Source organism: Streptomyces sp. JJ38 (assembly GCF_019303475.1).
Classification (GTDB): domain Bacteria; phylum Actinomycetota; class Actinomycetes; order Streptomycetales; family Streptomycetaceae; genus Streptomyces.
In genome coordinates this window covers 151138-169939 of record NZ_JABLSI010000019.1, presented here as the reverse complement: position 1 = coordinate 169939, position 18802 = coordinate 151138, and the positions used below count along the sequence as shown (strand labels likewise).

Annotated in this window: 16 protein-coding genes and 1 tRNA gene; 10 read left to right on the top strand and 7 right to left on the bottom strand. The window is 73.4% G+C overall.

Annotated elements, in window-relative coordinates; genetic code table 11:
- Window positions 1-620 precede the first annotated feature (620 nt).
- Together HPT28_RS13400 and HPT28_RS13395 are read left to right on the top strand one after the other, a co-directional pair.
- Window positions 621-1973, top strand: a complete 1353-nt coding sequence (locus tag HPT28_RS13400; protein ID WP_219091262.1) for a PP2C family protein-serine/threonine phosphatase — start codon at window positions 621-623, stop codon at window positions 1971-1973.
- A 171-nt stretch (window positions 1974-2144) separates the two neighbouring features.
- Window positions 2145-3164, top strand: a complete 1020-nt coding sequence (locus HPT28_RS13395) for an MASE1 domain-containing protein (protein ID WP_219091261.1) — start codon at window positions 2145-2147, stop codon at window positions 3162-3164.
- A gap of 255 nt (window positions 3165-3419) precedes the next feature.
- Here the strand turns inward: HPT28_RS13395 and HPT28_RS13390 are convergent, their stop codons facing one another.
- Window positions 3420-4460 carry an agmatine deiminase family protein gene (locus tag HPT28_RS13390; protein ID WP_308119209.1) on the bottom strand — a complete coding sequence of 347 codons (1041 nt, stop codon included), beginning with the start codon at window positions 4458-4460 and terminating at the stop codon, window positions 3420-3422.
- Window positions 4461-4705: 245 nt separating this feature from the next.
- Here HPT28_RS13390 and HPT28_RS13385 point away from each other — a divergent pair, with 245 nt between their 5' ends.
- From HPT28_RS13385 to HPT28_RS13360, 6 genes are all read left to right on the top strand, one after another.
- Window positions 4706-5278: a TetR/AcrR family transcriptional regulator gene (locus HPT28_RS13385; protein ID WP_219091259.1), complete on the top strand. Its 573-nt coding sequence runs from the start codon at window positions 4706-4708 to the stop codon at window positions 5276-5278.
- Between the two features lie 584 nt (window positions 5279-5862).
- Complete coding sequence (locus tag HPT28_RS13380; RefSeq protein WP_219091258.1) at window positions 5863-6234, top strand: RNHCP domain-containing protein; 372 nt, start codon at window positions 5863-5865, stop codon at window positions 6232-6234.
- A 26-nt stretch (window positions 6235-6260) separates the two neighbouring features.
- Window positions 6261-6686: an RNHCP domain-containing protein gene (locus HPT28_RS13375; RefSeq protein WP_219091257.1), complete on the top strand. Its 426-nt coding sequence runs from the start codon at window positions 6261-6263 to the stop codon at window positions 6684-6686.
- 207 nt (window positions 6687-6893) lie between these two features.
- On the top strand, window positions 6894-7214 hold the full coding sequence (locus HPT28_RS13370; RefSeq protein WP_219091256.1) for a DUF427 domain-containing protein: 321 nt from the start codon (window positions 6894-6896) through the stop codon (window positions 7212-7214).
- 398 nt (window positions 7215-7612) lie between these two features.
- Complete coding sequence (locus HPT28_RS13365) at window positions 7613-7792, top strand: hypothetical protein (RefSeq protein WP_219091299.1); 180 nt, start codon at window positions 7613-7615, stop codon at window positions 7790-7792.
- 188 nt (window positions 7793-7980) lie between these two features.
- Window positions 7981-8697 (top strand): Crp/Fnr family transcriptional regulator, encoded by a 717-nt coding sequence (locus HPT28_RS13360; RefSeq protein WP_257578536.1) that lies wholly within the window; start codon window positions 7981-7983, stop codon window positions 8695-8697.
- 72 nt (window positions 8698-8769) lie between these two features.
- Here the strand turns inward: HPT28_RS13360 and HPT28_RS27420 are convergent, their stop codons facing one another.
- Window positions 8770-9384, bottom strand: coding sequence for a TetR/AcrR family transcriptional regulator (locus HPT28_RS27420; protein ID WP_219091254.1), 615 nt, complete (start codon window positions 9382-9384; stop codon window positions 8770-8772).
- Between the two features lie 39 nt (window positions 9385-9423).
- Window positions 9424-10104: a methyltransferase domain-containing protein gene (locus HPT28_RS13350; protein ID WP_308119207.1), complete on the bottom strand. Its 681-nt coding sequence runs from the start codon at window positions 10102-10104 to the stop codon at window positions 9424-9426.
- Between the two features lie 96 nt (window positions 10105-10200).
- On the opposite strand from HPT28_RS13350, the gene HPT28_RS13345 reads away from it, so the two are divergent.
- Both HPT28_RS13345 and HPT28_RS13340 read left to right on the top strand, forming a co-directional pair.
- Window positions 10201-11124, top strand: a complete 924-nt coding sequence (locus tag HPT28_RS13345) for an NAD(P)/FAD-dependent oxidoreductase (RefSeq protein ID WP_219091253.1) — start codon at window positions 10201-10203, stop codon at window positions 11122-11124.
- 29 nt (window positions 11125-11153) lie between these two features.
- Window positions 11154-11798: a hypothetical protein gene (locus HPT28_RS13340; protein ID WP_219091252.1), complete on the top strand. Its 645-nt coding sequence runs from the start codon at window positions 11154-11156 to the stop codon at window positions 11796-11798.
- A 359-nt stretch (window positions 11799-12157) separates the two neighbouring features.
- Here HPT28_RS13340 and HPT28_RS13335 read toward each other — a convergent pair.
- The 4 genes from HPT28_RS13335 to tmk form a co-directional block, all read right to left on the bottom strand.
- Window positions 12158-12231 (bottom strand) — tRNA-Thr (locus HPT28_RS13335).
- Window positions 12232-12291: 60 nt separating this feature from the next.
- Window positions 12292-13869, bottom strand: a complete 1578-nt coding sequence (locus HPT28_RS13330; RefSeq protein ID WP_219091251.1) for an alpha/beta hydrolase — start codon at window positions 13867-13869, stop codon at window positions 12292-12294.
- 74 nt (window positions 13870-13943) lie between these two features.
- On the bottom strand, window positions 13944-15209 hold the full coding sequence (locus HPT28_RS13325; RefSeq protein WP_219091250.1) for a DNA polymerase III subunit delta': 1266 nt from the start codon (window positions 15207-15209) through the stop codon (window positions 13944-13946).
- 434 nt (window positions 15210-15643) lie between these two features.
- On the bottom strand, window positions 15644-18757 hold the full coding sequence (gene tmk / locus HPT28_RS13320) for a dTMP kinase (RefSeq protein WP_219091249.1): 3114 nt from the start codon (window positions 18755-18757) through the stop codon (window positions 15644-15646).
- Window positions 18758-18802: the final 45 nt, after the last annotated feature.

The window sequence follows — 18802 nt, the reverse complement described above, 5'->3', positions numbered from 1 at the left end:
CGTGGCCGGTCCGGACGGGTGCGTTCTCGACGGAGTGTGCCTCGCGGCCGGGGTACGCACGAGCGCGGTGTGCGGGACCTCCGGGGCGAACCGCCCGGCGGGCTCCACCTGCCGGAAGCCGTCGTCCTCACCCCAGACCGGCACCTCGGGCACGGCGGAGGGGTCCGCAGCCGCCGGGAGCCGGCCTGACCGGGGCTCTCGGCGCGACCGCCCGAGGGCCGGCCCGGGCCCTGACCAGGCCCGTCTCGCCCCGGGCGCACACCACCGCAGGCGACTCGCGCACGCTCCCGCTGTCGACGGCGGGCAGAACCCGAACGTGGGAACACTCCTGAGACACGGGGCCGCGGGAGGCATGCCGCTTGCGGAGTAATGAGGAGACCGGGCTCCTCGACCATGTAAGCCTGTGGTCTTGTTTGATCACGGTCGTACCGGGAGGCCGGTTTGTACCGCTCACGTGAGTGGCTGTGGAATGGGATCAGCCGGGACCGGCACGCACCCCCTGCCGCCCCGGCACGGTCTTGGGCCCGGTGCGACCGCTCGCCGGCACTCCGGTCATCCGGAACCGGCCGCCCGGAGTCCACGGCCACCGACAGCGGATACCGGCTGAGCAGGCGAGGGTGATGGCGGGCGGGGAGGAGAGAGAAGGGGAAGGGCGACCGGCCCGCGCTGACCCCCTCGCACGCCTGAACACCGAACTCGATCGGATCGACGCCCAGCTACGCGCCCTGACCGAAGCCAAGGACCGGATTCAGGGCCTGTTGGAGGCGGTCGTCGCGATCACCCGGGAGGTGGAGCTGCCCGCTGTACTGCACCGCATCGTGACGACGGCCATGGACCTGGTCGGCGCCCGCTACGGGGCCCTCGGGGTTCTTGACGATCCCGGCGAGCGCCTGGCGCAGTTCGTCGCGGTCGGCCTGGCGGAGGAGGAGCGCGAGGCGCTGGCCCAGGTGGGCTTCCCACACGGGCGAGGCGTACTCGGGCACCTGATTCACCATCCGCAGCCCCTGCGGGTGGACGACATCTCCGCGCACCCGGCCTCGGTCGGGTTTCCTGCCGGTCACCCGCACATGCGCACCCTTCTCGGCGTCGCCGTCAGCGTCCGCGGCGAGATCTACGGCGACATCTACCTCTCCGAGCGGTACGACGGTCGGCCCTTCGACGCCAGCGACGAGAACATCGTCGTCGCGCTCGCCAGCGCGGCCGGCATCGCGATCGAGAACGTCCGCCTCCTCGAACAGGTGCGGGCCGGATCGGAACAGTTCCAGCGGCGCCTGCTGCCGACGCTGCCCGACCTGCGGCCCTTCGAGACCGCCGCCTTCTATCGCCCCGCCGTCGAACCCCACCATCTGGGCGGGGACTGGTACGACGCCGTCCCGCTCGCGGACGGCGGCGTGGCGGTGGTCATCGGCGACGTGGTCGGCCACGACCTGGATGCCGCCGCCGCCATGGCCTCCACCCGTCACATGCTGCGCGCGCTCCTGTTCACCCTCCACGCTCCCCCCAGTGCTGTCCTGGCCCAGCTCGACCGCACGCTGGAGGCCATCACCGACAACCCCGTCACCACCACCAGCCTGGCGCGCATCGAACCCGAGGGCGCGGCGTGGAGGTTGGTCTGGAGCAGCGCGGGTCACGTCCCACCGCTGCTGATCACGCCTGACGGCCGGACGGAGTACCTGTTCGCAGACCCCGGAGTGCCGCTGAACGTCGACAGCGGGATGCCTCGACACGACCACACGCACCACCTGGCCCCGGACACCACCGTGGTGTTCTTCACCGACGGCCTGGTCGAACACCCCGACCACCCCATCGACGCATCCCTGCGAGAACTCGCCGAAGTAGCCACCGTGCACGCCTCCCTGCCGCTGAGCGACTTCGTGCGAGCTCTGGCCGACCACAACCCCAGCGACGGACATGACGACATGGCCATCCTCGCCCTGCGCACCCCGAGCCACAGCCACGCGGCTCCCGGATGACTCGGCTGAGACCCCTACCGCCGGGGGCCGCGACACCGCGAGGAACCACCTCCGGCCAGCCCGACAGCACACACGGCGGACGTCGGATGGAAAGGCGGCGGGCCGAACGGTGGAACCGGCCGGGCTGAGGGACGGTGGACAACGGAGCAAGGTCGCCGAAGGGAGCGTCCGATGAAGGTCAGGCGCCCGGACAGGCTCCGGCGCGGTGGCGTGACGGCTCTGCAGATCATCGCCGTCGCCGCGCTCTACTACGCCTTCGGCAGGCTGGGCCTGCTCCAGCAGCTCGTGCGCGGCCAGGTCACACCGCTGTGGCCCCCCACCGGTATCGCCCTGGCCAGCCTGCTCCTGGTCGGCCCGCGGGTCTGGCCTGGCATCGCGCTGGGTGCCGTTCTGGTCAACCTCCCTCTCGGGCCATCCGTCCCTCTCGTCCTCGTGATCGCGGCAGGCAACACAGCCGCGCCCCTGTGTTCCTACGCGCTGCTCCGCCTCACCGGGTTCCGTGCGGAGATGAACCGCTTCCGGGACGCCCTCACGCTGGTCTTCCTCGGCGGATTCACCGGCATGCTCATCAGTTCGACCCTGGGCAGCAGCACCCTGTATCTGGCCCAGGTGCTGCCCACAGGAGAGTTCTGGCCCACCTGGTGGGTCTGGTGGACCGGTGACGCCATGGGTGTCGTGCTCGTCGCCCCCGTGCTGCTCGTCCTCCGCTCGGCCCAGCGACCGCGACTCATTCCACCATCCCGGTGGGCGGAAGGCGCCCTGCTTGCCGCCACCACCGCCGCCTTCGGTCTCCTTCTCCTGGAGACCGCCCCCGCGCCGCTGCTCTTCTTCGGCTTTCCCCTCCTGATCTGGGCCGCCTTCCGCTTCCAGCACGCCGGCGCCGTGCCCTGCGCGCTGGCCGTGTCCACCTTCGCCATCATCGCCGCCACCCGCGAGACAGGCCCCTTCGCCGGACACAGCCTGCTCGCCAACATGGTCTCGCTACAGACCTTCAACGGCACCGCGGCGCTCACCGCGCTGCTTCTCTCCGCGACCATCACCGAACGGAACCAGACCCAGGCGGAGATCGAGGAGGCCTGCGTCCGTCTCGCCGAGATGGTGACGCGCACCACTCCGGACATCGGGGGGTCACCACTTCCAGGAGCCCAGGGCGACGAGGAGGAAGGCGGCGGGCGGGCCCCCTCACCGTAACCGCCGGGCCGTGCCGCGCGGCGAGCCGGAGCAGCGCCCATGCGCTCGTCCGCCATGTCCCCGCCGTGACTCACGCTGATCACCAGCCCCCCTCGCCGCATGCCGGTCCACGGGCTGTCCACCGGCGGCGGGCACCGGGCGTCGGAAGCCCCCACGGCCACTGACGTACCCTCCACTGCGCGAGGCCCAGGTCGGCGGAGACTGACCGGGTCGAACCCGGTGCCCCGGCCTCGCCGCCGGCAAGCGCACAGCGTCTCAGGAACCGCCGCCCTCCGCGGCCTTGGGCTGCTGTTGCGTGGCGCAGTGGATGCCGCCGCCGCCTTCGGCGACGGTGTGGATCTCCAGCTGGACGACCTCGCGGTCGGGGTGGAGGTCGCCGATGACGGCGACGGCCTGCTGGTCGGCTTTGCGGTCGCCGAAGCGAGGGATCAGGACGGCGCCGTTGGCGACGTAGTAGTTGGCGTAGGAGCCGAGGAAGTCCTCCCCGCGACGGCCGAGCCGGGTGGGGTCGGGTTCGGGGAGGTCGATGATCTCGAACCTTCTCCCGCGGGCGTCGGTCGTGTTCTCCAGCACGCCGCGTGCCTGGTCGTAGGCGCGGGTCCACACGTCGGGGCCGTCGCCGTCCCAGGCGCGGCTGAGCAGGACGACACCGTCTTCGCCGAAGCGGGCCAGCGAGTCGACGTGGTGGTCGGTGATGTCCTGGCCCATGACGCCCTCGAACCAGATCACCCTGTCCGCGCCGACGAGGTTCTTGAGGGAGCTCTCGATCTCGTCGCGGCTCAGGTCGGGGTTGCGGTTGGGGTTGACCAGGGAGCTCTCGGTGACCAGGAGGGTGCCGTGGCCGTCCACTTCCAGTGAGCCGCCCTCTCCCACCAGGGGGGCGTCAACACGGGGCACGCCCGCGTACTCCAGGACGGCGCGGGCGACCCCCGCGTCGTGCTCGTGCTCCTGCTTGCCACCCCAGCCGTTGAAGTGCAGGTCGATGCCGACGAGACCCTTCGGGCCCTGGACGAAGGTGGGGCCGCTGTCGCGCATCCACAGGTCATCGGTGGGCACCGTGATCACCTCGACGCCGGAGCCGCAGGCCCGGCGGGCGGCCTTGGCCTCCTCCGGGGCAGCCAGCATGACGACGGGCTCGAACTCGGCCAGCGCCCGGGCGATGCCCGCGATGTCGCGCTGAACGTCGTCCGCCATGTCCTCCCAGACCGAGTCCAGCGGCGGCCAGGACATGAACGTGCGGACATGCTCGCTGGTCTCCGCCGGCATGAACAGCTCAGCCTGATCCCGACCGGACACCGCGCTCTCCTCTGCCCCGGCCGACGGCCGGCCCGACTTCCCCTCCCGTTCCTGGGCGCAGGCCGTCAGCCCCGCGGCGGCCAGCGCGGCAGCCGCACCGCCCCTCAGCACGCTTCGGCGGTTCGGTCTCCTCATGACACGGCCCCCATCCTGGGCGGAAAACAGATCCTGACTGAAATTTCAGTCAGGGTGAGACGGTAGCATTGCCCTCGCCACCGCCCCGAACCTTTCGAGGGAGCCGCATCGTGTCCCCCCGCCGCACCGCCATCCTGGAAGCCGCCGCCCGTGTCATCGCACAGCGCGGCATCAGGGGCCTGCGCGTCGAGGAGCTGGCCGAAGAGGCCGGGGTGTCGACCTCGCTGATCTACTACCACTTCCGCGACCGGGCCGGCCTCCTCGCCCGCACACTCGACTTCATCAACACCCGAGCCGAGCACTACACCCAGCCCACCAGCGACCCCGACACCGACCCCCGGGGCCACCTGGAGGAGATGCTGCTCCTCGAACTCCAGGACACCCCCGCCGTCATCGAGAACAGCACCGGCTGGGGCGAACTGCGCTCCACCGCCGTCTTCCAGCCCGAACTGCGCGACCAGCTCCGCACCACCACCGACAGCTGGAACGACTACACCAGCGACCTCATCCACCGCGCCCAGCAGACCGGCCGCGCCGCGCCCGACATCTCACCGGACGACGCCGCCGACCGGCTCACCGCCCTCGTCGAAGGGCTCAGCAAACGCTGGCTCAGCGGCACCCTCACCCTCGACCGCGCCCGCCACCTCCTACGCGGCGCCATCACCGCGGAACTCGGCCCCTGACCCGCCCAACACGGCCCTCGCCCAGGCCGGAGACAGGGCGTCAGCTGACGAACCGCCCTCTCGGGGCCGGGGAGCCACGGCAACCGGCCGCGGGCGGCAACCGGCAGGGCGAGGACGAGTACACCGCCGCCGACGTCGAGAAGTGGGACCACCGGCCCACCCACGCCGCACCCGGCCTGCGATAACGCCCGGCGATCGCCGCCCTCCGGCAGCCTCGTCGACCCCTCCGTCGTCCGCTGTCCACAGGACGCGTACGGCCGGCGCGCCCCCAGAGGGACGTCGAATAATGCGTTGGCACCCCTGAAAGGCGTCCTGTTAGCCTCAGGAGGTCGTTCTGATTCGTTCTGGGCCTGCGGGCCCTGGAAAAGAGTGCTGTGATGTCCCGGCCCGCGCCGAGTGCGCCTCGCCACACCGCGTAACCGTCTGTCGCCTTCCACCGCCCGTTCCTCCGGGCGGCTTCCGGACGTGTCCTCCGGTGTTCTGACCTGCCTGTCCGCCCTCCTGAGGCGTTGTCGGGCTGCCCACTGACGAGACCACTCGGCCTGCTCTTGCTGTCGTGACCCATTCCCAGCAAGGAGCACCCGGTGTCCAGCCACACCACCACCAACGACGACACTCTCAGCCTCAGCACCTTCACCTGCGCCTGGTGTGGGCTGACCGTGTCCGCGCACGCCGCCGACGGCGCGCCGCGCAACCACTGCCCGTCCTGCCTGCGCTCCCGACATCTCCTCGACCATGCCGAGGGCGGTCCGAGCGACTGCGAGGGCCGGATGTCCCCGATCGCCATCGCCGTGCTCCGCACCGGTGACTGGATGGTGATCCACCGCTGTGTGCGCTGCGACGAGCTCACCTCGAACCCTGTCCGCACCGACGACAACCAGCTCGTCCTGATGCGCGTGGCGGTCCGCCCGCTGGCCCAACCGCCCTTCCCGCTCGAAGCGTTCGGAACCCTCTGACCGCCCGGTGTGGAAGGAGCACAGCCATGGCACGCAAAAACCACAGCGGCCGCGGGCAGCGGCGCCGCCGTCCGCAACGGCACAAGGACGTCCTGCACGCCCAGGGCGGGCACCGGACGGGCGCCTTCCGGTGTGTCTCCTGCCGGCTCGACGTGTCCGCGGACGCGCCCGGCACCGCGCACCGCAACCACTGCCCGAACTGTCTGGCCAGCCTGCACGTCGACCGGAAGATCCCCGGCGACCGCGCCGCGGAGTGCCGAGGCCGGATGGAGGCGCTGGGGATGTCCGTCCGCGACGACGGCGAGTGGATGATCATCCACCAGTGCGCCTCCTGCGGCGAGCTCAGCGCCAACCGCATCGCCGGCGACGACACCCCCCTCGCCCTGATCCGCCTCGCCCTCAGACCCCTCACCGACCCCATGCACGCCCGTCGCGCCCTCCTCAGCCTGTGACCCGGCCACGGGCCGTGGGCGGGGTGGGTCGGGCGCCTTCGGCTCCCCCGAGGACGCCGACCGCGCCGACGCCCGGGTACGCCGCGTCCTCACCGGCGCGCACAGATCCCGCGGACGGTGAGCGCCGTCACTGAAGCGGTCGGCCGGAGCCGCCTAGCGTGAAGGTCACGGGCGTACGGGTACCCGTTCACGGTGAGGAGGGCGGCCATGCTGCGTGCGGTGTGGAACGGCACGGTGATCGCGGAGGCCCCGCGCACGGTGATCGTCGAGGGCAGCCACTACTTCCCGCCCGAGTCGCTCAACCGGCAGTACCTCACGCCGAGCAGGACCCGGTCGCTGTGCTTCTGGAAGGGCGTGGCCCGTTACCACAGCCTCGAGGTCGACGGGCTGACGAACCCGGACGCCGCCTGGTACTACCCCCGGCCCAGCCCGCTGGCCCGGAGGATCAAGGACCACGTGGCGTTCTGGCGGGGCGTGCGCGTGGAGGGCGCGCCAGAGCCGGACCGGCCCGAGGAGAGCGGGAAGTAGCAAGACGGTCAGCGGCGGATAAAGGGGGTCGACGACCCCGGAGGGTGGCGGCCGGTCGCAGCAGGACGGGGCGTGGCCGCTCGGCATCGTGCCGCGGCGCGGCGCGATGCCGAGCGGCGGCGAAGGGAAGCGCCCGGACGGTGACCGCAGGCGCCCGGACGCTTCGGCTGGGTTCGTGACGCGGGGTGAACCACATCCGGTCCACGGCGCCGGGGAGGTGTCGGCGTACTCCCCGAAGGAGGAGACCGCGCTCTGCTGACCTCTGCGAAGTCGTCACCCTGACGGCCCCGCAGTTCTACCGCCGGATAGGTGAGCGCCCTCACATACCGCATGTGACCCGCGGCCTAGCGTCGGCGACGAGAAACCGGAAGGCCACGGAAAGAGGGAGGACGATCGCCATGGCCACCAGCGTGCACGCATCACCGACGCCGGCCGTGATCCCGGTGTACCCCGTGTGGGGCGCCGCGGCCGGACTCGTCGGCGGCATCGGGATGGGCGTCCTCGGCCCCTTCGCCGGAGCCGCCCGCGCGTCCATCGCCCGGGCGATGGGCGAGCACACCGTCCCGACCCGCCAATGAACCACGAGGCGCCCGCGTCAACGCCCGGTCCAACCGCCACACCGCCGGCAGCGGCGCCTGGCCGCACAGCCATCGACGGCGGAGCCGTGCCCTACTGTCTGGCGAGCAGCGCAGAGGCGCTGGCCAGCCCCGCATGGGGCGCCGCACCCCCACCGTGGGCCCCGGGACGACGTGAGGAGACGCGCCACATGAACGACGCCGCATCGGACGACGACGCCGAGCGGACCTGGTGCCTGGCCGAGGTCGACATCTTCTGCGACCTGAACGAAGCAGAGATGCGGGCCATCGCCGCCGCGGCACCGATGAAGACCCACCACGCGGGCGAGATCCTCTACTCGCCCACCCAGCCCTCCGAGGTGCTGTTCATCCTCAAGAAGGGCCGGGTCCGCGTCTTCCGGGTCTCCGCCGACGGCCGCGCGCTGACCACCGCGATCATCTCCCCGGGCACGATCTTCGGGGAGATGGTCCTGCTCGGACAGCACATGTACGACAACTACGCCGAGGCCCTCGACGACACCGTCGTGTGCGTCATGAGCCGCGCGGATGTGAACAGGTTCCTGCTCTCGGACGCCCGCATCGCTGCCCGCATCACCGCGATCTTGGGCAGGCGCCTGTCCGACCTGGAGCAGCGCCTGTCCGACAGCGTGTTCAAGACCGTCGCACAGCGCATCGCCACCACCCTGACCACCCTCACCACCGCCCAGGCCCCGGCCGGACCGCTGCGGCCCGTCGGACGTCACCCGCAGATCGCCCTGACCCACGAACAGCTCGCCGCGCTCGCGGGCACCTCCCGGGAGACCTGCACCAAGGTGCTGCGCGACTACGCCGACCACGGCCTGCTCCGCCTGGCCCGCGGACGCATCACCGTCCTCGACCCCGAACGGCTCAGGGACGCCGCGGGCTGACGTCACCACACCGGAAGACGCGGCCCGCCGCCCGCCCAGCCCGGCGCGGCGCGAAGGGCTGGGATGTGGCCGTCACCGTGGCTTGTCCTCGGGCCGGGCGGCGACGGCGCGGCGGAAGAGAACCTGGACGGCGCGGGTGATGTCGGTGCCGGTGCCGGTCTGGGTGTGGTGGCAGGGTCCGGTGTAGGCGTGAGTGAGGAAGTCCGCGGTGAGCTCGGGGTCGGGCACATCGAACTCACCCGCCGCGTCACCTTGCGTGAGAAGGGTGACGAGCAGGTCGCGGGCGGCGGTCATGGGTTCCTCGCCGACCGCGCCGCCGGGCTCGTGGAAGAGCCGGTGGTAGAGCTCGTGGTGGTCCTGTTCGGCGGCGATCCAGGCGGCGACGAGACCGTCGAGGCGTTCGGCCCAGCTCAGGCCGGGCTGTTCCAGGAGGGCGGCGGGCTGCTGGAGCATCCGGTCCCACATTTCGACCTGGAGGGCGGCCAGGAGTTCCTGTTTGGAGTCGAAGTAGAGGTAGACCGTGCCCTTGGCGACCCCGGCGCGGGCGGCGACCTTGCTGATCGTCAGGGGCTCGTAGCCGTCGGCCAGGAGCAGGGCGGCCGTGGCGTCGAGGATCTGGCGGCGGCGGACGTCCGGGGGCTGGAAGCGGCCGGTGGGCTGGGCGGGGGCGGACTGGTCCGCGGGCACGGTCCCTCCTTCGTCGTCAGGTGACTGACCGGTGGTCGGTCAGTCGGTGCCTCCCAGGGTGTCATGCGGCTTGCGGGCGATGACGATGACCGCGTGGTCCTCGCTGGGGTGCTGGATGCGCGGTACGACCCTCCGTTCGGCGCGGACGACGTCCAGGCCGAGCGCGGTGAGGGCTTCGGTCAGCTCGGCGAGGGTGGCGAGGTCACCGGGCGCACCCCAGTCGCAGGCTTCCTCGTCCCATTCGCCCAGCGCCAGGACCCCGCCCGGGGCGAGGGCCGCGGCCAGGACGGCGAGGGTGTCGGTGCGCGCGGGCCCGCGGGGCGGAAGCGCGTAGGAGCTGAGGGCGAAGTCGTAGGAGGTCTCGGGCTGCCAGGTGGCGCTGTCGGCGACGGCGAGTTCGACGCGGTCGTCCAGGCCGCGGGCGCAGGCGCTGGCGCGGGTGGAGGCGATGGCGCGGGGTGCGAGGTCCACTCCGGTGACGCGCCAGCCGCGCTCGGCGAGCGCGAGGGCGTTGCCACCGGCGCCGCAGCCCAGGTCCAGGGCCCTCCCCGGAGGAAGGTCGCCGGCGGGGGCCAGGAGCATCAGGTCCGGGGCGGCGGTGTCGCTGCCGTCGCCGGTGTAGAGATCGTCCCACTCGAAGTCCAGGTGCCCCGTCGCTCCGGGGCCGTGGGCCTGGCCGCTGCCGTGGGTGGGGCAAGCGTGGCCGGTGTCGTGAGTCACAGTTCCTCCAGCGGGAATGAGCTTGGGCGAATGACCGTTGGTCAGTAGTATGACCACTGGTCATTCGATTCCGTCAAGTCCCTTCGGAGGCACCCCATGGACACCACCGCCCAGTACGACACCGTGATCATCGGCGGCGGGCCCGCCGGCCTGACCGCCGCGCAGGCCCTGACCCGCTACCGCTGCCGCTCCCTGGTCATCGAGTCCCCCGCACCGCCCCGCAACGCCGCCTCCCGCGGCGTCCACGGCCTGATCGGCCTGGAGGGTGCCACCCCCGACGAGCTGCGTACCCGTGCCTGGGAGGAGCTGGACCGCTACGGACTGGCCACGCGGCTCGACGCCACGGTCGGTGAGATCACCCCGCTGGCCGACGACGGCTTCACCCTCCGCGCGGACGACGGGACGACGGTCTGGGCCCGGAACGTCATCCTGGCCACCGGCGTCATCGACCAGCACCCCGACGGCGTGGAGGGCTTCGCCGCGTGCTGGGGGCGCACCGTGATCCACTGCCCCTTCTGCATCGGCGAGGAGAACGCCGAACGCACCTGGGCCCTGGTCGCCGACGACCCCCGCTACCTCGGCATGGCCGCCACCGCCTTCCGCGCCTGGACCGGCGACACCATCGCCATCGCCCCGCCCTCGCTGCCCGGCGCCGACGAACTGCGCCGCAGCCTGCGCGCGCAGGGCAGCGACCTCGTCCAGGGCGAGATCACCCGTCTGCACCACACCGACGGCGACCTCCACGCCGTCGAGCTGGCCGACGGCACCCTCCTGGAGCGCCAGACCCTGCTGTGGCCCCAGCCGCAGCGCCAGGCCCCCCTCATCGAGCGCCTGGCCGCCGAGCACGGCCTCGCCCTGAGCGACGACTGCGTCACCGTCGACGACAGCCGCCAGACCAGCATCCCCGGCCTCTACGCCGCCGGCGACCTCACCGGAGAGACGTGGGAACAGGGAGCCGTCCCCGCCGTCACCGCCGGAGCCGCCGCCGCCGACGCCATCCACTTCGCCCACCTGGACTGACAGCCCCGACACCCCCACCGGAGCCCTCCGTGCCCGAGCAGGACTTCACCGACTACATCGACCGCGTCGGCGGCCACCTCGGCGACCGCACCACCCTCTACCAGTCCGTGGCCGCCCACACCGGAGCCCGCCGCGTCCTCTACCCCGGCAGCTACCTCGACCTCGCACCCTCCTACCACTGGCCCGACGTCACCTACCTCGACGCCGACGCCCGCGCCCGTAAGGCCTTCCGGGGCCCCGACGCCACCACCCTCGCCACCCGGCACAAGCAATACCCCGCACACCCCCGCATCGCCTTCGTCCCCGGCGACTACACCCACACCCTCGCGGAACTCCCCACAGCCGAGTGGGATCTGGCGATCTCCCTGTACGCGGGCCCCGTCTCCGAACACGCCACCCGCTGCCTGCGCCCCGGAGGCTGGCTCCTGGCCAACAACAGCCACGCCGACGCCGGCCTCGCCCACCTCGACCCCCGCTACCGCCTCGCCGCCGTCCTCCACCGCCGCTCCGGCCACTACCGCCTCTCCACCGACGACCTCGACCGCTACCTGCAGCCCAGACGCCCGCCCCACCCCACCCGCGAACAACTCCACGCCACGGGCAGAGGCACCGCCTACACCCACCCGGCCACCGCCTACCTCTTCCGCCTCGACCCCCACACGCGCGAACGGTAGACGCGCAGCGCGTCTTCGCTGCCGTGCGACAGATCGCCGACTCCTGGCGAAAACCACCCGGCACCACGGGGACGTACTCGGCCGCTGGGGGCGAGACGGACTCCCGGAGGCCACCGCGGCCCTCCGCTCCGGCCAAGTAGCCGGTCCTCGGCCGGGCTTCTGCTCCGGCCCCACAGCCGACGCACGAAGCCAACCAGGCGTAGCGCCCGCCCTCTGGTCAACCGCGTAGCCACCAGGCCGATTCCGGCACGGCTGACGTGGCAACGGAACGACCCGCAAGACGTCATGTCCCACTCCCGCAAGGCCGCCAGGAAGCAGAAAGCCCCAGGTCACACGCTATGTGACCTGGGGCTTCTCGGAGCCGCCTAAGGGAATCGAACCCTTGACCTACGCATTACGAGTGCGTCGCTCTGGCCGACTGAGCTAAGGCGGCGTGCCGTGGTGTGCAGCGCGGTTTAGTTTACACACCTCGGCGAGGTGCTCGCGCCGGGGTTCAGCAGCGCTTGCCGTCGGCGGGCACGGTGCCCTTGAGCAGGTAGGCGCCCACGGCGTCGTCCACGCAGGGCACGCCCTGGCCGTAGGCGGTGTGGCCGTCGCCGTCATAGGTGAGCAGGCTCGCCGAGTCGAGCTGGGCGGCCAGGCCCTGGGCCCAGACGTAGGGGGTGGCCGGGTCCCGGGTGGTGCCGACGACGAGGATCGGGTCGGCTCCCTCGGCCTTGATGCGGTTGGCCTCGCCCGTGGGCTCAGCGGGCCAGTCGGCGCAGACCAGCGTGTAGTACGCGAAGTTCCGGCCGAAGACGGGCGAGGCCTTCTCGAAGGCGGGGAGCGCGGCCTTGACCTCCTCGGCGTCGGTGAAGGGGGCGGGCTGGTCGAGGCAGTTGACGGCCGCGTTGGCGTACATGAGGTTGCCGTACGAGCCGTCGGGCGAGCGCTCGTAGTAGGTGTCCGAGAGCGCGAGGAGGGCGGCCCCGTCGCCGTCCTGGGCGTCGGCGAGGGCGCGGCGCAGGCGGGGCCAGTACTGCTTGGTGTACATGGCGGTGATGACGCCGGTCGTGGCGAGCGACTCGGTCAGCTCGCGCTCCTCGCCGGTGGGCAGCGGCTCCTCGTCGATCGCCGACAGGAGGGCGCCGAGCTTGTCGCCCGCCTGGGCGGCGTCGCTGCCGAGGGGGCAGTCAGAGCGGTCGGCGCAGTCCTCGGCGAAGGCGGTGAAGGCCGTCTGGAAGCCGGCCGTCTGGTCGCGGTTGAGCTCCTCGGCCGGCAGCGACGGGTCGATGGCGCCGTCCAGGACGAGGCGGCCCGAGCGGGAGGGGAAGAGGCCCGCGTAGGTGGCGCCGAGCAGGGTGCCGTAGGAGTAGCCGAGGTAGGTGAGCTTGTCGTCGCCGAGGGTGGCGCGCAGGACGTCCATGTCCCGGGCGGCCTCGATCGTGGAGACGTGGCCCAGCAGCTCCCCTGCGTCCTTGGCGCAGCCGTCGGCGAAGGAGTCGTTGGCCTGCTCGAGGGCGGCCGTCTCGGCGGCGTCGTCGGGGGTGACGTCGGCGCTGGTGTAGGCGTCCATGGCGGTGTCGGACAGGCATTCGACCGGTTCGCTGCGGGCGACGCCGCGGGGGTCGAAGCCGACGACGTCGTACTCGGCCCGGACGGGCTCGGGCAGGCCGAGCCCGGCGAAGTCCCGCACGAAGTCCACCGCGGAGCCGCCCGGCCCGCCGGGGTTGACGACGAGGGAGCCGGCGGGCTCGCCCGAGCCGGCGGACCGGGAGCGGACGACGGCCAGCTTGAGGTCCTGGGCGGGGGCGGGGGCCGAGTAGTCGAGCGGCACGGTGAGCTCGGCGCACTGGAAGCCCTCGGGGCCGCAGGCGCGCCAGTCGAGCCGCTGGTCGTAGTAGCGACGCAGGTCGTCGGGGATCTCGGCGGGGAGGGGCCGCAGGACGCGGTCGACGCCCCGGACGGCCGTGTCGGACGCGTTGCCGGGCGACGACGACGCCTGGCCGTCCTCGGCCGTGCAACCGGCGAGGAGCAGTGCGGCCACTGCCGTGAGCGTGCCGGAGGTGCGGAGCAGCCGCCTGGGGTCCATCGGTCACCTTCACCGGGTCGAGTCCGTGGTCACTGCCGTGAGGATCACCACGGAGCGTATATCCCCGGACGACCTCAGCCCACGCGCAGCGCCAGCGTCATCGCCTCGACGGCGAGGAGCGGGGCGACGTTCCGGTCGAGGGCCTCCCGGCACTCCAGGATGGCCTCCATACGCCGCAGGGTCTGCTCGGGGCGCGAGGACGCGGCCAGCCGGGCGACGCTCTCGGCCGCGGAGAGGCCCAGGTCGGGGCCGGTGGGGGCGGAGGCGGACCCGAGCTGCCGGGCCAGCACGTCGCGGTAGAAGGCGGCGAGGTCGGTGAGGGCGAGGTCCAGCGAATCCCGCTGTGTGCGGGTGGCACGGCGCTTCTGCCGGTCCTCCAGCTCCTTCATCGCCCCGGCGGTGCCGCGCGGCATCCGCTTGCCCTCGGTGCCGCCGAGTGCGGCGCGCAGATCCTCCGTCTCCCGGGCGTCGAGCTCCTCGGCGACCTGCTTGGCGTCCTCGGTCGCGGCGTCGATCAGCTCCTGGGCGGCGCCGAGGCAGCCGCCGACCGTGTCCACCCGCGTCGGCAGCTTCAGGACGGCCATGCGTCGGGCGCGGGCCCGCTCGTCGGTGGCGAGGCGCCGGCTGCGCTCGATGTGGCCGCCGGTGGCCCGGGCGCAGGCGGCGGCGAGGGCGGGCTCGATACCGTCCCGCCGGACGAGGAGTTCGGCGACGGCGTCCACCGGCGGGGTGCGCAGGGACAGCAGCCGGCAGCGGGAGCGGATGGTGGGCAGGACGTCCTCGGTGGAGGGGGCGCACAGCAGCCAGACGGTGCGCGGAGCGGGCTCCTCGACGGCCTTCAGCAGGACGTTGCCCGCGCCCTCGGTGAGGCGGTCGGCGTCCTCCAGGACGATGGCCTGCCAGCGCCCCCCGGCCGGGGAGAGCTGGGCGCGCCGCACCAGCTCGCGGGTCTCCTTGACGCCGATCGTGAGTTGATCCGTACGGATGACGTCGACGTCGGCGTGGGTGCCGACGAGGGCGGTGTGGCAGCCGTCGCAGAAGCCGCAGCCGGGGACGCCGCCCGAGGCGCGGTCGGGGCTGACGCACTGGAGGGCGGCGGCGAAGGCGCGGGCCGCCGTGGCGCGGCCGGCGCCGGGCGGGCCGGTGAACAGCCAGGCGTGCGTCATGGACGAGCCGGCCGCGATCGCCGACTCGGCAGCGGTGTCGGCCGGGGTGTGGGCGGCTTCGGCGGCGGTGCCGGCGGCGGCGTGAGCGGTGACGAAGGCGTCGGCGTCCCGGGCGGCGGCCGCGAGCTGGGCCACCACCCTCTCCTGGCCGACCAGGTCGTCCCACACCGCCATGGCTGCCCTTCCGCCGCCGCTCTCGTTCGGTCGATCGATCCCGCTGGCCCGTCGGCACGTCTCACGCGACGTACCCCGGCCGTACTCCGGCGTCCATTGTCGTGGATGGCACCGACAGCGTCGGCACTGCGCCGGGCGGGTGAACTCCGGTCGCGCTCCAGGGCTCGACCGGCGGCGCCCGACTCGCTCCGACTAGTCATATGGCATGGTCACCATGCAGCCCCGGGCCGGCGCTTCGCCGACGGCCGGCCGGTAGCGCCCTCCCTGCCGGACTCCCAGGACGCGAGGGCCCCCGCCCGCAGCGCCTCCGCTTCCACGGAGCGCGCGGGCACCGGCACCGCTCGCACCGGCCGTGGGCTGCGCGGCGTCTGGGCCGCGGGGGCGGCCCAGACGCCGGTGACCGTCACAGGGCTCCGGGCCCGCTCCCGGCCGGATCAGCGGCGTCGGCCCGGCCTGCCGCCGTCCCCGTCCCCGTCCCCGTCCTCGTCTTCGTCCTTGGCGGCCGCGGGCTCCTCGTAGGGGCCGAGCAGTTCGTCCGCCAGGGTCGGCAGGTCGTCCATCGGCGTCTCCTCGGCCCAGGCGGGACGGGGCCGGGCACGGTCCGCCGACTCCGACGCAGGGGGAGCCGGGGGAGCTTCGGAGGCCGCGGGAGCGTCCGGCCGGAGGGGGAGCTCACGCGTGACGTCGTCGGGGTCGCTCCCCCGCGGGGCGCCGCCCCTGGCACCGGAGCCGGACCCGCCCGGGGCCGCGTCGTCCGACACCTGCGGCAGCACCTGCGTCTCCCCGTCGGACGCGCCACCGGACGGACCACCGGACGCACCGGCGGGCGGGTCCTGCGGCACCCGGGGCACCTGCACGGTGTCCTCCTCGGAGCCGCCCACCGCGTTCTCCTGCTCGGCCTGCTGCGCCGCGCGGTTCCGCTCCGCCCGCAGCAGCGCCTCCTCCGCCTTGCGCTGCTTCTCCGCGCGGCGGGCCGCCGCCTCCTCGCGCAGCCGCGTCTCCTCCTCCCGCTGGCGGGCGAGACGCTCCTCCTCCGCTCGCCGGGCGGCCTCCTCGGCCTCGCGGCGCTCCCGCTCCTCCTCGGCGCGACGGCGCAGCTCCTCGGCCCGGCGCCGGGTCTCCTCGGCGAGCCGGGCCTCGGCCGCGCGGCGGGCGGCCTCAGCCTCCTGGCGGCGCCGCTCCTGCTCCCTGGCCTCCTCCTCGGCCCGCAGCCGGGCCAACTCCTCCTGACGCTCCCGCTCCTGCCGGGCGAGCTCCGCCTGGCGCTCCCGCTCCAGCCGCTCGGCCTCGGCCTTGCGGCGCTCCTCCTCCTCGCGGCGCGCGGCCTCCTCGGCCTCGCGGCGCTTGCGCTCCTCCTCGGCGCGGCGCCGGGCCTCCTCGCGCTCCTGGATCTCCTGCTCCGAGAGCGGCAGGACCTGGTCGAGCCGGTGCCGGACGACGCCGGTGACCGACTCCGGCTCCTGGCCCGCGTCCACGACGAGGTAGCGGGCCGGGTCGGCGGCGGCGAGCGCGAGGAACCCGGCACGCACCCGCTGGTGGAAGTCGGACGACTCCGACTCCAGCCGGTCCGGGGCCTCGGTGAAGCGCTCCCTGGCCGTCTCGGGCGAGATGTCCAGCAGGACGGTGAGGTGCGGGACGAGGCCGTCCGTAGCCCAGCGGGAGATGCGGGCGATCTCGGACGGCGACAGCTCGCGGCCCGCCCCCTGGTAGGCGACGGAGGAGTCGACGTAGCGGTCGGTGATGACGACGGCGCCGCGCTCCAGGGCCGGACGGACGACGGTTTCCACGTGCTCCGCGCGGTCGGCCGCGTAGAGCAGCGCCTCCGCCCGGTCGGACAGCCCGGCCGAGGACACGTCCAGCACGATCGAGCGCAGCCGCTTGCCGAGCGGCGTGGCGCCCGGCTCCCGGGTGACGACGACCTCGTGTCCCTTGCCGCGTATCCACTCCGCGAGCGCCTCGGCCTGTGTGGACTTGCCCGCGCCGTCCCCGCCCTCCAGGGCGATGAAGAAGCCCGTCGTGGCCGGGGCCTGCTCCGGGTCCCCGCCGCGGACGGCGTCGAGGAGGTCGCGGCGCAGCGGCACGCCCTGCCGGTCGTCCACGCGGGTGAGCACCAGCGCGGCGACGGGCAGGAGCAGCGCGCCCAGCAGCATGAGGACGAACGCGGCACCGCTGTGGGCGAAGACGAACTTGCCGCTCTCCACCCGCTGGGTGCCGATGAGCGCCGCCAGCAGCGGGGCCAGGATGGCCGACAGCGCGATGCTCAGCCGGACGACGGCGCCGAGGTGCTCCGTCATCCGCGTGCGACGGGACTCCTCCGTCTCCTGGTCGAGCACGGTGTGCGCGGCGCGGGCGGCCACGCCGGCGCTCAGGCCGGTGAAGAGCCCGGCGGCCAGCATCGTCGCCGTGTCGGAGACGAGGCCCGTCAGCAGCAGGCCGCCCCCGGTGACGATCAGGGCCAGGGCCAGCACCCGGCGCCGGGAGAGCGAGGGCAGCACGTGCCCGGCTCCGCGGATGCCGCAGGCGGTGCCGCCGGTGAGGCCGAGGACGAGGAGGGCGAAGGTGGCCGGGCCGCCGCCGAAGTCCGCCGCGTGCAGCACGCTCACCGCGACCGCGCCCCCGACCGCGCCGGCCACCGCGGCGGCGGCCGTGACGAGCAGCGAGACGGCGCCCGTGCGACCCCGTTCGGGACCGGCGGCGGTGCGCGGCCTGCGCAGCCCCTCCAGCGGGGAGCGCGGGCGGGGCGTCGAGGTGGCGGGCAGGGTGAGGAAGACGAGCAAGGAGATCGATGCGGCGAACAGACCGGCCGCGACATAGGACGCCAGGGCCGCCTGGTGGTCGGTGAACCACACGATGCCCGTGCCCAGCAGATTGCTGAGCAGGGTGACGACGAGCAGGACCGCGGCGGCGGCCGGGAAGGCGAGGAACGAGCCACGCACCCACAGGCGGCGCAGGGCCTCGTGCTGGTCGGGCAGCGGGCGTATGGCGGCGCCCTCGGGCGGCGGCTCCGGCAGCAGGGCCGGGGCCGCGCTGTCCTTGGCGACCGTCCACAGCCGCTCGGCCACGCCCGCGAGGAACACGGTGCCGAGGAGGAAGGCGTAGGCGCTGTCCGGCGTCCACGTGATCCACAGCGGCGCGACGATCAGCAGCGCGGCCCGCAGGCCGTCGGCGCCGATCATCGTCCAGCGGCGGTCGAGCGGACCGCCCGGGGCCACGAGGGAGGAGACCGGGCCGAGCAGCACGGCGCCACAGAGCAGGGTGGCGAGCAGGCGGGTGGCGAAGACCGCCACGACGGCGAGGGCCACCCCGCGGTAGCCGCCGCCGAACCACGTCTCACCACCGGTCAGCGCCACGCCGACGACGGCCTGAGCGGTGAGGAGCGTGAGCACGAGGAGCCCGAGGGCGTCTCCGATTCCGCTGACGTAGGTGGCGCTCCACAACCGCCGCAGCGGTGCGTAGCGCACCAGCGCCCGCACGGCGCGCTCGCGGGAGTCCGCGGCGAGGGCTTCGGAGGCGGAGTCGCCCGTCACTGGCTGCTCTGCTCGCGTCATACGGGCAGCGTATCGAGTGCGGCCGACACCGTCGGCCCGGACCCG

Bases quoted from the DNA above. Each gene is read 5' to 3' on its own strand.
- HPT28_RS13400 (WP_219091262.1), top strand. From the start codon at position 621: ATGGCGGGCGGGGAGGAGAGAGAAGGGGAAGGGCGACCGGCCCGCGCT.
- HPT28_RS13395 (WP_219091261.1), top strand. From the start codon at position 2,145: ATGAAGGTCAGGCGCCCGGACAGGCTCCGGCGCGGTGGCGTGACGGCT.
- HPT28_RS13375 (WP_219091257.1), top strand. From the start codon at position 6,261: ATGGCACGCAAAAACCACAGCGGCCGCGGGCAGCGGCGCCGCCGTCCG.
- HPT28_RS13370 (WP_219091256.1), top strand. From the start codon at position 6,894: ATGCTGCGTGCGGTGTGGAACGGCACGGTGATCGCGGAGGCCCCGCGC.
- HPT28_RS13365 (WP_219091299.1), top strand. From the start codon at position 7,613: ATGGCCACCAGCGTGCACGCATCACCGACGCCGGCCGTGATCCCGGTG.
- HPT28_RS13360 (WP_257578536.1), top strand. From the start codon at position 7,981: ATGAACGACGCCGCATCGGACGACGACGCCGAGCGGACCTGGTGCCTG.
- HPT28_RS13345 (WP_219091253.1), top strand. From the start codon at position 10,201: ATGGACACCACCGCCCAGTACGACACCGTGATCATCGGCGGCGGGCCC.
- HPT28_RS13330 (WP_219091251.1), bottom strand. From the start codon at position 13,869: ATGGACCCCAGGCGGCTGCTCCGCACCTCCGGCACGCTCACGGCAGTG.
- HPT28_RS13325 (WP_219091250.1), bottom strand. From the start codon at position 15,209: ATGGCGGTGTGGGACGACCTGGTCGGCCAGGAGAGGGTGGTGGCCCAG.
- tmk (WP_219091249.1), bottom strand. From the start codon at position 18,757: ATGACGCGAGCAGAGCAGCCAGTGACGGGCGACTCCGCCTCCGAAGCC.